13 protein-coding genes are annotated in these 14045 nt (G+C 66.4%); 12 read left to right on the top strand and 1 reads right to left on the bottom strand.

Annotated features, from left to right (window positions below; translation table 11 throughout):
* Positions 1-212 precede the first annotated feature (212 nt).
* Entirely contained in the window at positions 213-1346 is a 1134-nt protein-coding gene (locus MKK51_RS02585; RefSeq protein ID WP_243974783.1) for a glycosyltransferase family 4 protein, read from the bottom strand.
* Between the two features lie 460 nt (positions 1347-1806).
* Between MKK51_RS02585 and MKK51_RS02580 the strand changes: the two genes are divergently transcribed.
* The 12 genes from MKK51_RS02580 to nuoL all read left to right on the top strand — a co-directional run bounded on the left by MKK51_RS02580 (position 1807) and on the right by nuoL (position 14044).
* A complete protein-coding gene (locus tag MKK51_RS02580) occupies positions 1807-2172 on the top strand; it encodes an NADH-quinone oxidoreductase subunit A (protein WP_018042016.1) in 366 nt (121 codons plus the stop codon).
* A gap of 53 nt (positions 2173-2225) precedes the next feature.
* Positions 2226-2813, top strand: coding sequence for a NuoB/complex I 20 kDa subunit family protein (locus MKK51_RS02575; RefSeq protein WP_018042017.1), 588 nt, complete (start codon positions 2226-2228; stop codon positions 2811-2813).
* A gap of 9 nt (positions 2814-2822) precedes the next feature.
* Positions 2823-3467, top strand: a complete 645-nt coding sequence (locus MKK51_RS02570; protein ID WP_243974782.1) for an NADH-quinone oxidoreductase subunit C — start codon at positions 2823-2825, stop codon at positions 3465-3467.
* Between the two features lie 16 nt (positions 3468-3483).
* Positions 3484-4674 carry an NADH-quinone oxidoreductase subunit D gene (locus MKK51_RS02565; RefSeq protein ID WP_018042019.1) on the top strand — a complete coding sequence of 397 codons (1191 nt, stop codon included), beginning with the start codon at positions 3484-3486 and terminating at the stop codon, positions 4672-4674.
* Positions 4675-4696: 22 nt separating this feature from the next.
* Positions 4697-5788 (top strand): NADH-quinone oxidoreductase subunit NuoE, encoded by a 1092-nt coding sequence (gene nuoE, locus MKK51_RS02560; RefSeq protein WP_243974781.1) that lies wholly within the window; start codon positions 4697-4699, stop codon positions 5786-5788.
* A gap of 1 nt (position 5789) precedes the next feature.
* Entirely contained in the window at positions 5790-7091 is a 1302-nt protein-coding gene (gene nuoF, locus MKK51_RS02555; RefSeq protein WP_243974780.1) for an NADH-quinone oxidoreductase subunit NuoF, read from the top strand.
* Between the two features lie 43 nt (positions 7092-7134).
* Positions 7135-9216 carry an NADH-quinone oxidoreductase subunit NuoG gene (nuoG, locus tag MKK51_RS02550; RefSeq protein WP_243974778.1) on the top strand — a complete coding sequence of 694 codons (2082 nt, stop codon included), beginning with the start codon at positions 7135-7137 and terminating at the stop codon, positions 9214-9216.
* 12 nt (positions 9217-9228) lie between these two features.
* Positions 9229-10245 carry an NADH-quinone oxidoreductase subunit NuoH gene (gene nuoH / locus MKK51_RS02545; protein WP_036265872.1) on the top strand — a complete coding sequence of 339 codons (1017 nt, stop codon included), beginning with the start codon at positions 9229-9231 and terminating at the stop codon, positions 10243-10245.
* A gap of 25 nt (positions 10246-10270) precedes the next feature.
* Entirely contained in the window at positions 10271-10759 is a 489-nt protein-coding gene (gene nuoI / locus MKK51_RS02540; RefSeq protein ID WP_243974776.1) for an NADH-quinone oxidoreductase subunit NuoI, read from the top strand.
* A 121-nt stretch (positions 10760-10880) separates the two neighbouring features.
* Positions 10881-11501, top strand: coding sequence for an NADH-quinone oxidoreductase subunit J (locus MKK51_RS02535; protein ID WP_243974774.1), 621 nt, complete (start codon positions 10881-10883; stop codon positions 11499-11501).
* Positions 11502-11529: 28 nt separating this feature from the next.
* Positions 11530-11835: an NADH-quinone oxidoreductase subunit NuoK gene (gene nuoK / locus MKK51_RS02530; protein ID WP_018042026.1), complete on the top strand. Its 306-nt coding sequence runs from the start codon at positions 11530-11532 to the stop codon at positions 11833-11835.
* Between the two features lie 103 nt (positions 11836-11938).
* Complete coding sequence (gene nuoL / locus MKK51_RS02525; protein WP_243974772.1) at positions 11939-14044, top strand: NADH-quinone oxidoreductase subunit L; 2106 nt, start codon at positions 11939-11941, stop codon at positions 14042-14044.
* Position 14045: the final 1 nt, after the last annotated feature.

Below are 14045 nucleotides of genomic sequence, written 5' to 3'. Positions count from 1 at the left end.
CATTGTTTAAGTTCGGGCCCGCATGACAGGCGGCCATGCGCTTATCGCCCGATGCGCTCCATCTTGGCCGGCGAATCAAAAGGCCGCCGATCGCGACCAGGCGACTCGGCGGCCTTCTGGAACCGGTCTCGGCGGACCCGCTCGAAACGGCGCCGATGCGGAGAAGGGTAGCAAGGCTGATGCCCGAAGGCACCAGCCTGTGCGCATGATTTTCAGGCAGGCATCGCGGCGGCGGACAGCGACGGGCGGGCCGAGCCGTTGAGATCCCCGTAATGCGGGGTGAAGGCGCCCGCACGCGGCATCGTTATGACGTTCTGTTCGTTCTCGATCAGCTGCTCGTAGACCGCGACATACTTCTTTACCATGCACTCCGCGGTGAACTGCGTCTCGAAGTGGCGACGCACGCCGGCGCGGCTCATGGTCTTGACCTTGTGCACGGCCGCGATGGCATCGTCCATCGTGTCGCACAGGACTCCGCTGACGCCGTCGGCGATGACTTCCGGCACGGAGCCGTTGCGGAACGCGATCACCGGGGTGCCGGCCGACATCGCCTCGATCATCACGAGACCGAAAGGCTCCGGCCAGTCGATGGGGAAGGCCAGGGCCAGGGCGTTGCCGAGGAAGTCCTTCTTCTGCTCCTCGTTGATCTCGCCGATGAACTCCACGAGCGGGTGGTGGATCATCGGCTCGATGACCTCGTCCCAATAATCCTGGTCGGCCTTGTCGACCTTCGCCGCGATCTTGAGCTTCACGCCGGACTGGATCGCCATCTGGATCGCGCGATCGGGGCGCTTCTCGGGGGAGATGCGGCCGAGGAAGGCAAGGTAGCCACCCTTGGCGTCCGGATAATACGGGCAGTTCTCGGACGGCAGGCCGTGATGGATCGTAGCCTGCCAGTTCGAGCTGGAGGGCATCGGCTCACGCTGGTTGTCGGAGATCGACACCAGGGGCATGCCCGTGAAGGTGCGGTAGACCGGCATGAAATCGGGCACGTCGAGGCGGCCGTGCATGGTCGTCACGCACTTGTGGTAGAGGTCCTCGAACATCGGATACTGCAGCAGGTCGATGTGGAAGTGCAGCACGTCGAACTCGTGCGCCCGCTTGTGGACGGCGTGCAGCATCGCCAGATGGCTCGCGGTGTGGTCGCGGTATCCGAGGAGGCGAAGGCCCTCGGGTGTGCAGGCGGCGAGCTTGGCGGATGTCTCCGAATCGCCGCTGGCGAACAGGGTCACGTCATGTCCCTGCCGGACGAGTTCCTCCGTGATCCACGATACGACGCGCTCGGTGCCGCCGTAGAACTTCGGAGGCACGGCCTCCGAGAGCGGAGCAATCTGGGCAATGCGCACGAAACGTCTCCTGTAAGGTCGAATATTGCGACGACCTAACGCCATCCGGCCTGAGTGGGACATGAACGGAACTCACGGCCAAGGTTCTGGTTCCGTGTGCCCCACGAGGGTCCTTCCGCGCCATCTCCCCCCGCCCGGATGTCCCCGGAATCCTTGCTCCCCGCCCGTGTGATCGGGTGGTCGAGCGGGGACGGGGCCATGCAGGAACCCGGCCAGATCGGGGCGCCGCCGCGACCGCGGGACCGCCTGTCCGGGGGGGCTGCGCGGATCGGTCGTGTTGCCGCCCGCGATCCGCCCCATACTTCCTGGTCATGGCCGGATTTGTGCGACGCACGATGCCCTTGTTTCGCTCAAGGGGGTCGTCTAAGCCTCGCGCCTGCGCAGTCTGGCATTGGAGCAATTCCATACCGTTCGAGCGCTCGCGAGGCGCTTGGCCCGCCACGAACACGAGAGGTGTCGCATGACCAGCCTGCTGGCGGATTATCTGCCCCTCATCGTCTTCATCGGCGTTTCGCTCTTCATCGCCGTGGCCCTGCTCGTGGCGCCGTTCCTCGTGGCCTACAACAGCCCGGACCCGGAGAAGCTCTCGGCCTACGAGTGCGGCTTCAACGCCTTCGACGACGCCCGCATGAAGTTCGACGTGCGGTTCTACCTCGTCGCCATCCTGTTCATCATCTTCGACCTCGAAGTCGCGTTCCTGTTCCCCTGGGCCATCACCTTCGGCGAGCTCGGCTGGTTCGGCATGTGGTCGATGATGGCCTTCCTCGGCGTGCTCACGGTCGGGTTCGTCTACGAGTGGCGCAAGGGCGCCCTCGAATGGGACTAGCCGTCCCGTCGACCTGACACTCGCATTGCCCGAAGCCGGATCCCGAGAAACCGATGGCCTTCAGTCCCGACATGACCCGGATCCCCGCCGTCGCACCCGCGCCGAAGGGGATCATCGACCCCAATACCGGCCGCCCCATCGGCGCCGACGATCCGACCTTCCTGTCGATCAACAGCGAGCTCGCCGATCGCGGCTTCCTCATCACCTCGACGGACGACCTCATCAACTGGGCCCGCACCGGGTCGCTGATGTGGATGACGTTCGGTCTCGCCTGCTGCGCGGTCGAGATGATGCAGATGTCGATGCCGCGCTATGATTGCGAGCGCTTCGGCTTCGCGCCCCGCGGTTCGCCGCGCCAATCCGACGTGATGATCGTCGCCGGCACCCTGACCAACAAGATGGCGCCCGCCCTGCGCAAGGTCTACGACCAGATGCCGGAGCCGCGCTACGTCATCTCCATGGGCTCCTGCGCCAATGGCGGCGGCTATTACCACTATTCCTATTCGGTGGTGCGCGGCTGCGATCGGGTCGTGCCGGTGGACATCTATGTGCCCGGCTGCCCGCCTACGGCGGAGGCGCTGCTCTACGGCGTGCTCCTCCTGCAGAAGAAGATCCGCCGCACCGGCACGATCGAGCGCTGAGGGTCCGCCATGAGCAACGGCATCTCGATCCTCGCCCATACCGCGGCCCCGGCTGACGGCTCGCTCCAGGCGCTCAGCGACCATGTCGGCGCGGCGCTCGGCCCCGCCATCGTCTCGCGGACCATCGCTTTCGGCGAGCTCACCCTGAACGTGCAGGCGAGCGACATCGTCTATGCGCTGACCTATCTGCGCGACGACCCGGCCTGCGCCTTCCGCTGCTTCATCGACATCTGCGGCGCGGATTACCCGAACCGCGAGAAGCGCTTCGACGTGGTCTACCACCTCCTCTCCCTGCGCCATAACGCCCGCATCCGGGTGAAGGTGCAGACCGACGACCAGACCCCCGTCCCCTCCGTCATCGACGTGTTCCCGGCCGCCAACTGGTTCGAGCGGGAGACCTACGACCTCTACGGCGTCCTCTTCTCCGGACATCCCGACCTTCGCCGCCTCCTGACCGATTACGGGTTCGAAGGGCATCCGCTGCGCAAGGACTTCCCGCTCACCGGCTTCGTCGAGGTCCGCTACGACCAGGACGAGGCCCGCGTGGTCTACGAGCCGGTGAAGCTGGCGCAGGAATTCCGGAACTTCGATTTCTTGTCCCCTTGGGAAGGCACCGACTACGTGCTTCCGGGCGACGAGAAAAAATCGGCTTGAACGGCGGAGCGAGGCCATGACCGAGCACAACATCCGCAACTTCGCGATCAATTTCGGCCCGCAGCACCCGGCGGCGCACGGTGTGCTGCGCCTCGTGCTGGAGCTCGATGGCGAGATCGTCGAGCGGGTCGATCCGCATATCGGCCTGCTCCATCGCGGCACCGAAAAGCTGATCGAGCACAAGACCTACCTCCAGGCCACGCCCTATTTCGACCGGCTCGATTACGTGTCGCCGATGAACCAGGAGCATGCCTTCTGCCTCGGCATCGAGAAGCTGCTGGGATTGCAGGTGCCGCGTCGGGCCCAGCTCATCCGCGTGCTGTTCTGCGAGATCGGCCGCATCCTCTCCCACCTCCTCAACGTCACCACGCAGGCCATGGATGTGGGCGCGCTGACACCGCCGCTCTGGGGCTTCGAGGAGCGTGAGAAGCTGATGATCTTCTACGAGCGCGCGTCGGGTGCTCGCCTTCACGCCAATTACTTCCGGCCCGGCGGCGTTCACCAGGACCTGCCGCCTGCCCTGATCGACGACATCGAGGCCTTCATCGATCCGTTCCTGCAGGTGGTGGACGACCTCGACAACCTCGTCATGGGTAACCGCATCTTCAAGCAGCGCAACGTCGACATCGGCATCGTCACCGTGGACGAGGCCATGGCCTGGGGCTTCTCCGGCGTGATGGTGCGCGGATCCGGCATCCCGTGGGACCTGCGCAAGTCGCAGCCCTACGAATGCTACGAGGAAATGGAGTTCGACGTCCCCGTGGGCCGTAACGGGGACACCTACGACCGCCAGGTCATCCGCATGGAAGAGATGCGGGAATCGGCCAAGATCATGCGGCAATGCTGCGTGAAGCTGCGGGAGCCCGCCGGACAGGGGCCGATCGCGGCCACCGACGGCAAGTTCGCGCCGCCGCCGCGCCGGGAGATGAAGCGCTCGATGGAAGCGCTGATCCACCACTTCAAGCTCTACACCGAAGGCTTCCACGTGCCGGCCGGCGAGGTCTACGCCGCGGTCGAGGCGCCCAAGGGCGAGTTCGGCGTCTATCTCGTCGCCGACGGCACCAACAAGCCCTACCGCTGCAAGATCCGCGCTCCGGGTTTCGCCCATCTCCAGGCCATGGACTGGATGTGCCGTGGCCACATGCTGGCCGACGTGTCCTGCGTGCTCGGCACGCTCGACATCGTGTTCGGCGAGGTGGACCGGTGACGGTATTCGAGGTTTCGTACTGATGGCCAACCGCAGACTCGCCCCCGCTTCCGAGCAGCCGGCCTCCTTCGCCTTCTCGCCCGAGAACGCCGATTGGGCCAAAGGGCAGATCGATAAATACCCGGAAGGGCGTCAGGCCTCCGCCGTGATCCCGCTCCTGTGGAAGGCGCAGGAGCAGAATGGCGGCTGGCTGCCGCGCGCGGCCATCGAGGCGGTGGCCGCCGAACTCGGCATGCCGCACATCCGCGTGCTCGAAGTGGCGACGTTCTACACGATGTTCGCCCTCGAGCCGGTGGGCCGGTTCTGGATCCAGCTCTGCGGCACGGTGCCGTGCGATTCCTGCGGTGCGCGCGAGCTGAAGGACTATCTCCACGAGCGTCTCGGCGCGCCCGGCCATGTGAGCGCCGACGGCAACTTCTCCTGGCTCGAAGTCGAGTGTCTCGGTGCCTGCTGCAACGCGCCGATGGCGCAGATCAATCAGGATTACTACGAGGACCTGACCCCGGATCTCCTCGGCGCGTTGATGGACGACCTAGCCGCCGGCCGTCCGGTCAAGGTCGGCTCGCAGGTGGGCCGGACCTCGTCCGAGCCGAAGGGCGGCGCCGACACCCTCACCGATACGACCCTGTTCGACGGTTCCCGCGTCGGCGCCTGGCGCAAGCGGTTCGAGGAGCATGCGGCCGACGACACCACGGCAGAGGGCAAATCCGAGGCGGCGTCCTCGGAGCAGCGCGCCGCCACCGATCCGAAGCCCGCCAAGCCCGATGCCGGACGCGCCGCCGCCTCGTCCGCCTCGGACGGCCCCGCCCAGCGCTCGGCCGGAGGCGAAGAGCCGGTCAAGGACGGCGACAAGTCGGATGCTGCGGATGCAAAGGATTCTAAGGCACAGCCGGGTCACCCCACGGCCGATGCCGGCGTGACGGTGGCGCGCGCCGAAGCCGCCGGTGCCGAGGCGGGAACGCAATCGGATCTGCCCCGGGACGAGCCGCCGCCGCAGCCCCTCGCCTCCGGTGCCAGTGACGATCTGGGGCCGGACGACGCGACGTCGCCAGCGGCCGACGAGCGGAAGCCGTCGACTCCCGCGGCCGGCGCTCCGAAGACGGAGGGGAACTGACATGCTCTCCGATCAGGATCGCATCTTCACCAATCTGTACGGCCTGCATTCCCCCGGTCTCGAAGAGGCCAGGAAGCGTGGCGCATGGGACGGCACCAAGTTCCTGTTGGAAATGGGCCGCGACTGGATCATCGACGAGATGAAGGCGTCCGGCCTGCGCGGTCGCGGCGGCGCCGGCTTCCCCACCGGCCTGAAATGGTCGTTCATGCCCAAGAAGTCGGATGGGCGTCCGCACTACCTCGTCGTCAATGCCGACGAATCGGAGCCGGGCACCTGCAAGGACCGGGAGATCATGCGGCACGATCCGCATCTCCTGATCGAGGGCTGCATGCTGGCCTCGTTCTCGATGGCCGCCCATGCCTGCTACATCTACATCCGCGGCGAGTACGTCGCCGAAAAGCACGCCCTGCAGAAGGCGGTGGACGAGGCCTATGCGGCCCGCCTCGTGGGCAAGGACAATGTCCACGGCTACCCGTTCGACATCTACGTCCATCACGGCGCCGGCGCCTATATCTGCGGCGAGGAGACGGCCCTCCTCGAGAGCCTCGAAGGCAAGAAGGGGATGCCGCGCCTGAAGCCGCCTTTCCCGGCCAATATGGGCCTCTACGGTTGCCCGACGACGGTGAACAACGTCGAGTCCATCGCCGTGGCGGGCACCATCCTGCGCCGGGGCGGAGCCTGGTTCGCCGGTCTCGGCGGCAAGAACAACACCGGCACCAAGCTGTTCTGCGTGTCGGGCCACGTGAACAAGCCCTGCAACGTCGAGGAAGAGCTCGGCATCACCTTCCGCGAGCTCATCGACAAGCATTGCGGCGGCATGCGCGGCGGCTGGGACAACCTGCTCTGCTCGATCCCCGGCGGCTCCTCGGTGCCCCTGGTGCCGGCCGAGCAGATCATCGACGCCAAGATGGATTTCGACACCCTGCGCGGCCTCGGCTCCGGCCTCGGCACGGCGGCGGTGATCGTCCTCGACCGCTCCACCGACATCGTCGCCGCCATCGCCCGCATCGCCTATTTCTACAAGCACGAGTCCTGCGGCCAGTGTACCCCGTGCCGCGAGGGCACCGGCTGGATGTGGCGCGTGATGCTGCGGATGGCGGAGGGCCGCGCCCAACGCCGCGAGATCGACATGCTCCTCGACGTGACGAAGCAGATCGAGGGCCACACGATCTGCGCGCTGGGCGACGCGGCGGCCTGGCCGATCCAGGGCCTCATCCGCCACTTCCGCCCCGAGATCGAGAAGCGCATCGACCGCTACAGCGCCAACCCGCACAGCGACCCTGTGCGGATCGCGGCGGAGTGATCGCCATGTCTTTCGGACCGAAATTCGACACCGAGAAGCACGCATGACCAAGCTCATCGTCGACGGCACCGAGGTCGATGTCCCGGCCGAGTACACCCTGCTGCAGGCCTGCGAAGTCGCGGGCGCGGAGATCCCGCGCTTCTGCTTTCACGAGCGGCTGTCCATCGCCGGCAATTGCCGCATGTGTCTGGTGGAGCTGAAGGGCGCACCGAAGCCCGTCGCCTCCTGTGCCTACGCGGTGAAGGATTGTCGCCCCGGCCCCAATGGCGAGCCGCCGGAGATCCTCACGCGGTCGGGAACCACGAAGAAGGCCCGCGAGGGGGTGATGGAGTTCCTCCTCATCAACCACCCGCTGGATTGCCCGATCTGCGACCAGGGCGGCCATTGCGACCTGCAGGATCAGGCCATGGCCTACGGCGTGGACTCGACCCGCTACGGCGAGAACAAGCGCGCCGTCGAGGAGAAGTATATCGGCCCGCTGGTGCGGACCGCCATGAACCGCTGCATCCACTGCACCCGCTGCGTCCGCTTCCTGGCGGAAGTGGCCGGCGTGCCGGATCTCGGCGCCATCGGGCGCGGCGAGGACATGGAGATCACGAGCTATCTCGAGAGCGCCATGGGCTCCGAGCTTCAGGGCAACGTCGCCGATCTCTGCCCCGTGGGCGCCCTCGTCCACAAGCCGCAGAGCTACGAGGTGCGGCCCTGGGAGCTGTCGAAGACCGAATCCATCGACGTGATGGATGCGGTCGGCTGCGCCATCCGTGTCGATGCCCGTGGCCGGGAGGTCATGCAGATCGAGCCGCGCGTCAACGAGGACATCAACGAGGAGTGGATCTCCGACAAGACCCGCCACGCGGTGGATGGCCTTCGCGCTCAGCGCCTCGACCGTCCGTATCTGCGCGAGAACGGCCGCCTGCGTCCGGCCTCCTGGGGCGAGGCCTTCGCCGCCATCGCCGCGAAGACGACATCCGCCGACCCGAAGCGCGTCGGCGCCATCGTCGGCGATCTCGCCGCGGTGGAGGAAATCTATGCCCTGAAGACCCTGATGGGGTCGCTCGGCGTGACCAACCTCGATTGCCGTCAGGCCGGCGAGGCGATCGACCCCGCCTGGGGCCGGGCCGCCTACACCTTCAACCCCACCATCCCGGGGATCGAGGATGCGGACGCGATCCTCCTGGTCGGGACCAACCCGCGCCTCGAAGCCTCTCTCCTCAACGTGCGCATCCGCAAGCGCTGGCGCATGGCGCCGCTCGCGGTGGGCCTCATCGGCGAGGCGGTGGACCTCACCTATCCCCATACCTATCTCGGTGCCGGCCCCGAGACCCTGGCCGACATCGCCGCTGGCCGGCACAGCTTCGCCGAGGTGCTGAAGGGCGCGAGCCGCCCCCTCGTCATCGTCGGGACCGGGGCACTGTCGCGGCCGGACGGGACCGCTATCCTGGCGGCGGCGGCGGCCCTCGCCAGGGATGTCGGGGCGGTCACGCCGGAATGGAACGGTTTTGCCGTGCTCCAGACCGCCGCCGCCCGCGTCGGCGCCCTCGATCTCGGTTTCGTACCGGGGGAGGGGGGGCTCGATGTCGCCGCGATGGTCGAGCCGGGTGCGGTTGACGTGCTGTTCAACCTCGGTGCCGACGAGGTCGAGATCGGTGCCGGTGCCTTCGTGATCTACCAGGGCACCCACGGCGACCGCGGCGCCACCCGCGCCGACGTGATCCTGCCGGGGGCCGCCTATACCGAGAAGAACGCCACCTTCGTCAATCTCGAGGGCCGGGTGCAGACCACCAATCGCGCGGGCTTCCCGCCGGGGGACGCCCGCGAGGATTGGGCGATCCTGCGCGCACTCTCGGACGTGCTCGGCAAGCGCCTGGCCTTCGATTCCCTCGGCGCCCTGCGGCGTGCGCTCTATGCCGAGTATCCGCATTTCGCCGCCCTCGACGCGGTGGCGCCGGGCGACGTCGCCGGCACGGTGGAGACCCTGGCCGGCCTCGGCGGCGAGGCGAACCGCTCGGCCTTCGTCTCCGCGGTGCCGGACTTCTATCTCACCAACGCCATCGCCCGCGCCTCGCGCGTGCTGGCCGAATGTTCGAGCCTCGCGCGGACGCGCGGCCTCGAAGCGGCGGAATAGGGGCTGCCGACCATGCTGGAAATCGTCGGCACCGTCCTGCTGCTGGTGCTCAAGAGCTTCGTGCTCCTGGCCCTGCTTCTCGTCTTCATCGCCTACGCGCTGCTGGCCGATCGCAAGATCTGGGCGGCGGTGCAGCTGCGGCGCGGCCCCAATGTGGTCGGGCCCTGGGGCCTGTTGCAATCCTTCGCCGATCTTCTGAAATTCGTGTTGAAGGAGCCGGTGATCCCGGCGGGCGCCAACAAGGTGCTGTTCCTGCTGGCGCCCCTCGTCTTCGCCACCCTGGCCCTGGCGGGTTGGGCGGTGATCCCGCTGGCGGAAGGCTGGGCCATCGCCGACCTTAATGTCGGCATCACCTATATCTTCGCGATCTCGTCCCTCGGCGTCTACGGCGTGCTGATGGGCGGCTGGGCCTCGAACTCGAAATACGCGTTCCTGGGCGCGCTGCGATCCGCCGCGCAGATGATCTCCTACGAAGTCAGCCTCGGCTTCGTCATCATCTGCGTCCTGCTCTGCGCCGGCTCGCTCAACCTCTCGCGTATCGTCATGGCCCAGGATACCTCGCTGGGCATCCTCGGCTGGTACTGGCTCTGGCTGTTCCCGATGTTCGTAGTGTTCTTTATCTCGGCGCTCGCCGAGACCAACCGCCCGCCCTTCGATCTGCCGGAGGCCGAATCGGAGCTCGTGGCGGGGTACATGGTGGAGTATTCCTCGACGCCGTACCTGCTCTTCATGCTCGGCGAGTACGTGGCGATCATGACCATGTGCGCGCTCGGAACGGTGCTGTTCCTCGGCGGCTGGCTCTCGCCGATCCCGTTCGCGCCCTTCACCTGGGTGCCGGGGCTGATCTGGTTCGCCCTCAAGGCGAGCTTCCTGTTCTTCATGATCGCCATGGTGAAGGCCATGGTGCCGCGCTACCGTTACGACCAGCTCATGCGGCTGGGCTGGAAGGTGTTCCTTCCGCTCTCCCTCGTCTCGGTCGTCGTCGTCGCCTTCGTCCTCAAGCTCACCGGCCTCGCGCCGGGGGCATGATGCAACGCATAAGGGAGATCGCGCCATGAAGCTCGATCAGGTCGCCAAGGGTCTGCTGCTGAAGGAGTTCGTGTCGGGGTTCGCCCTCGCCATGCGCTACTTCTTCAAGCCCAAGGCCACGATCAACTACCCCTTCGAGATGGGGCATCGCGGGCCGCGCTTCCGCGGCGAGCATGCACTGCGCCGCTATCCCAACGGGGAAGAGCGGTGCATCGCCTGCAAGCTGTGCGAGGCGATCTGCCCGGCTCAGGCCATCACCATCGAGGCCGGCCCGCGCCGCAACGACGGCACGCGGCGCACCACGCGCTACGACATCGACATGGTGAAGTGCATCTATTGCGGCATGTGCCAGGAGGCCTGCCCGGTCGATGCCATCGTCGAGGGGCCGAATCTCGAATTCTCCGTGGAGACCCGCGAAGAGCTTCTCTACGACAAGGACAAGCTGCTCCTGAACGGCGACCGCTGGGAGCGCGAGATCGCGCGCAACATCACGGTGGACGCGCCATACCGGTGATGAGGGGAGCCCCGGCGGTTGTGCACCGCAGGGGTGGGTTCTATAGACGGGCGGCCTGCACGGGCTGGTTTGAATTTCGGCAGAAGGGGCCGTCCTCGGGACGGCTGATCTCCATAGTCGCATGAGTGCAGCCGCAGCCTTCTTCTACCTGTTCGCCGGCATCGCGATCGCGTCCGCGTTCATGGTCATCACCTCGCGCAATCCGGTCGCGTCGGTGCTCTTCCTCATCCTGACCTTCGTCAACGCGGCGGGCCTGTTCGTCCTGATGGGCGCCGAGTTCCTCGCGATGATCCTCGTGGTGGTCTATGTCGGCGCCGTCGCCGTGCTGTTCCTCTTCGTCGTGATGATGCTCGACGTGGATTTCGCGCAGCTGCGTCAGGGCTTCCAGCAATATCTGCCGATCGGCGCGCTGATCGGCGCGATCTTCCTCATCGAGCTCCTGCTCGTGGTGGGCTCCTGGACCATCGATCCCGGCATGATGCAGGCGCCGCTCGGCCCCCTCGCCAATGTCGAGGGCGTCACCAACACCCAGATGCTCGGGCGCGTGCTCTACACCGACTACGTCTTCTACTTCCAGCTGGCCGGGCTCATCCTGCTGGTGGCGATGATCGGTGCCATCGTCCTCACCCTGCGCGACCGGCCCGGCGTGAAGCGCCAGAACATCTCCGTGCAGAACGCGCGGACGCAGGAGATGGCGGTGGAGACCCGCAAGGTGCCCTCGCGCCAGGGTGTCGAGGTCTGATGTCGGCTCCAGATAAGGATCAGCGCTCATGATCGGCTTGAGCCATTACCTCACGGTGGCGGCGATCCTGTTCACGCTCGGCGTGCTCGGCATCTTCGTGAACCGCAAGAACATCATCGTCATCCTGATGTCGGTGGAGCTCATCCTGCTCGCGGTGAACATCAACCTCGTGGCGTTCTCCACCCATCTCAACGACATCACCGGCCAGGTCTTCGCCCTGTTCGTGCTCACGGTGGCGGCGGCGGAGGCGGCCATCGGGCTCGCCATCCTCGTCGTCTTCTTCCGAAACCGCGGCTCCATCGCGGTGGAGGACGTGAACATGATGAAGGGCTGATCTTCACCCAAGCCGAGCCGCGCGGCACCCCGCGCGATCCCATTGACGAGAATGGAGCGAGGCCGGTCGTCCGGCGCGCTTCCGGAGGCCGGGCCAGCCAGCGATGTATCACGCGATCGTCTTCTTCCCGCTCATCGGCGCCCTGCTCGCCGGCCTGTTCGGCCGCCAGCTCGGCCCCCGCGTGTGCGAGTACATCACCACCGGCTTCCTCGCCTTCTCCGCCCTCCTGTCCTGGGGTGCCTTCTTCGAGGTGCCGGGCTCGGACCACGCCACCCGCGTTCAGGTGGCGACCTGGTTTACCGCCGGCGATCTCGTCGTCGACTGGGCCTTCCGCATCGACACGCTCACCGTGGTGATGCTGGTGGTGGTGACGACGGTCTCGACCCTCGTCCACCTCTACTCCGTGGGCTACATGGCGGAGGATCCGCACCGGCCGCGCTTCTTCGCCTACCTGTCGCTGTTCACCTTCGCCATGCTGATGCTGGTGACGGCCGACAACCTCGTGCAGATGTTCTTCGGCTGGGAGGGCGTCGGCCTCGCCTCCTATCTGCTGATCGGCTTCTGGTACGAGAAGCCCTCGGCCAACGCGGCGGCGATGAAGGCCTTCATCGTCAATCGTGTCGGCGATTTCGGCTTCTCCCTCGGCATCTTCCTCGTCTTCGTCCTGTTCGGTTCCGTGGCCTTCGACGGCATCCTGCCGCGCGCCGCCGAGTTCAAGGACGCCACGTTCCACTTCCTCGGCTACGACTGGAACGCCATGACCCTGGCGTGCCTGCTCCTGTTCATGGGCGCCATGGGCAAGTCGGCGCAGTTCCTGCTCCACACCTGGCTTCCCGACGCCATGGAGGGACCGACTCCGGTCTCCGCCCTGATCCATGCGGCAACCATGGTCACCGCCGGCGTCTTCATGGTGGCCCGCCTGTCGCCCCTGTTCGAGGTGGCCCCCAACGCCCTCATCGTCGTCACCGTCATCGGCGGCATCACGGCGTTCTTCGCGGCCACGATCGGCATGGTGCAGAACGACATCAAGCGGGTCATCGCCTACTCGACCTGTTCGCAACTCGGCTACATGTTCGTGGCGCTCGGCGTCGGCGCCTATTCGGCCGCCGTGTTCCACCTCTTCACCCACGCCTTCTTCAAGGCGCTGCTGTTCCTCGGCGCCGGCTCGGTCATCCACGCGATGCACCACGAGCAGGACATGCGGAACATGGGGGCTCTGCGCCGCTACATCCCCTTCACGTCGGCGATGATGACCATCGGCACCCTGGCGCTGATCGGGTTCCCCTTCACCGCCGGCTACTACTCCAAGGACGCGATCATCGAGGCGGCCTATGCCTCGACGCGGCCGGGCCACACGCTCGCCTTCCTGGCCACCGTCATCGCCGCGCTGATGACCTCGTTCTATTCCTGGCGCCTGTTCTTCATGACCTTCGAGGGCCCGGCGCGCTGGGCCAGCCATGATGCGGCTCATCACGACGACCACCATGCCGCACCGGCCGCCGCGCATGGCCACGCCGCCGTCCAGGCGGACGGCGCGCCGGGCCACCACGAGGGCGTCGCCCATGACGACAAGGGCCACGACGTCGAGCCGGCCTCGCACAGCGCCATCGAGCACCACGACCATGCGCACACGCCGCATGAGAGCCCGCTGGTGATGACGATACCCCTGGCGATCCTCGCCTTCGGTGCGCTCTTCGCCGGCCTGATCTTCAAGAACCGCTTCATCGGTGAGGGCATGGAGACGTTCTGGGGGCATGCCCTCGGCCATGGCCCCGACAACCACATCATGCACGACATCCATTCGGTGCCGGCGCTCGTGGCCTACTCGCCCTTCATCATGCTGGTGATCGGCTTCCTCCTGGCCTTCTGGATGTATATCCGCCGGCCTGAACTGCCGGGCCAGCTCGCCGCGCAGCAGCCGAGCCTGTACCGGTTCCTCCTCAACAAGTGGTATTTCGACGAGCTCTACGACCGGATCTTCGTCCGGCCGGCCAAGAACTTCGGCAAGTTCCTCTGGAAGGAGGGCGACGGGCGCGTCATCGACGGGCTCGGCCCGGATGGCATCGCCACCCGCGTGCTCGACGTCACCCGCGGCGTGGTTCGGCTCCAGACCGGCTACGTCTACCACTACGCCTTCGTCATGCTCATCGGCGTTGCCGCCATCATCAGCTGGTACATGCTCACCGGCCTGCCGAAGGTCGGACACTGAT

It is taken from the genome of Methylobacterium sp. E-045, from assembly GCF_022829685.1.
In the GTDB taxonomy this organism is placed as follows: Bacteria; Pseudomonadota; Alphaproteobacteria; order Rhizobiales; family Beijerinckiaceae; genus Methylobacterium.
The sequence above is the reverse complement of the archived record's forward strand: the minus strand, read 5'-3'. Positions and strand labels throughout refer to the sequence as shown.

What these genes read in the sequence shown, in the direction of transcription:
- MKK51_RS02580 (WP_018042016.1), top strand. Translation starts at nt 1,807, where the DNA reads ATGACCAGCCTGCTGGCGGATTATCTGCCCCTCATCGTCTTCATCGGC.
- MKK51_RS02575 (WP_018042017.1), top strand. Translation starts at nt 2,226, where the DNA reads ATGGCCTTCAGTCCCGACATGACCCGGATCCCCGCCGTCGCACCCGCG.
- MKK51_RS02570 (WP_243974782.1), top strand. Translation starts at nt 2,823, where the DNA reads ATGAGCAACGGCATCTCGATCCTCGCCCATACCGCGGCCCCGGCTGAC.
- MKK51_RS02565 (WP_018042019.1), top strand. Translation starts at nt 3,484, where the DNA reads ATGACCGAGCACAACATCCGCAACTTCGCGATCAATTTCGGCCCGCAG.
- nuoE (WP_243974781.1), top strand. Translation starts at nt 4,697, where the DNA reads ATGGCCAACCGCAGACTCGCCCCCGCTTCCGAGCAGCCGGCCTCCTTC.
- nuoF (WP_243974780.1), top strand. Translation starts at nt 5,790, where the DNA reads ATGCTCTCCGATCAGGATCGCATCTTCACCAATCTGTACGGCCTGCAT.
- nuoG (WP_243974778.1), top strand. Translation starts at nt 7,135, where the DNA reads ATGACCAAGCTCATCGTCGACGGCACCGAGGTCGATGTCCCGGCCGAG.
- nuoH (WP_036265872.1), top strand. Translation starts at nt 9,229, where the DNA reads ATGCTGGAAATCGTCGGCACCGTCCTGCTGCTGGTGCTCAAGAGCTTC.
- nuoI (WP_243974776.1), top strand. Translation starts at nt 10,271, where the DNA reads ATGAAGCTCGATCAGGTCGCCAAGGGTCTGCTGCTGAAGGAGTTCGTG.
- MKK51_RS02535 (WP_243974774.1), top strand. Translation starts at nt 10,881, where the DNA reads ATGAGTGCAGCCGCAGCCTTCTTCTACCTGTTCGCCGGCATCGCGATC.
- nuoK (WP_018042026.1), top strand. Translation starts at nt 11,530, where the DNA reads ATGATCGGCTTGAGCCATTACCTCACGGTGGCGGCGATCCTGTTCACG.
- nuoL (WP_243974772.1), top strand. Translation starts at nt 11,939, where the DNA reads ATGTATCACGCGATCGTCTTCTTCCCGCTCATCGGCGCCCTGCTCGCC.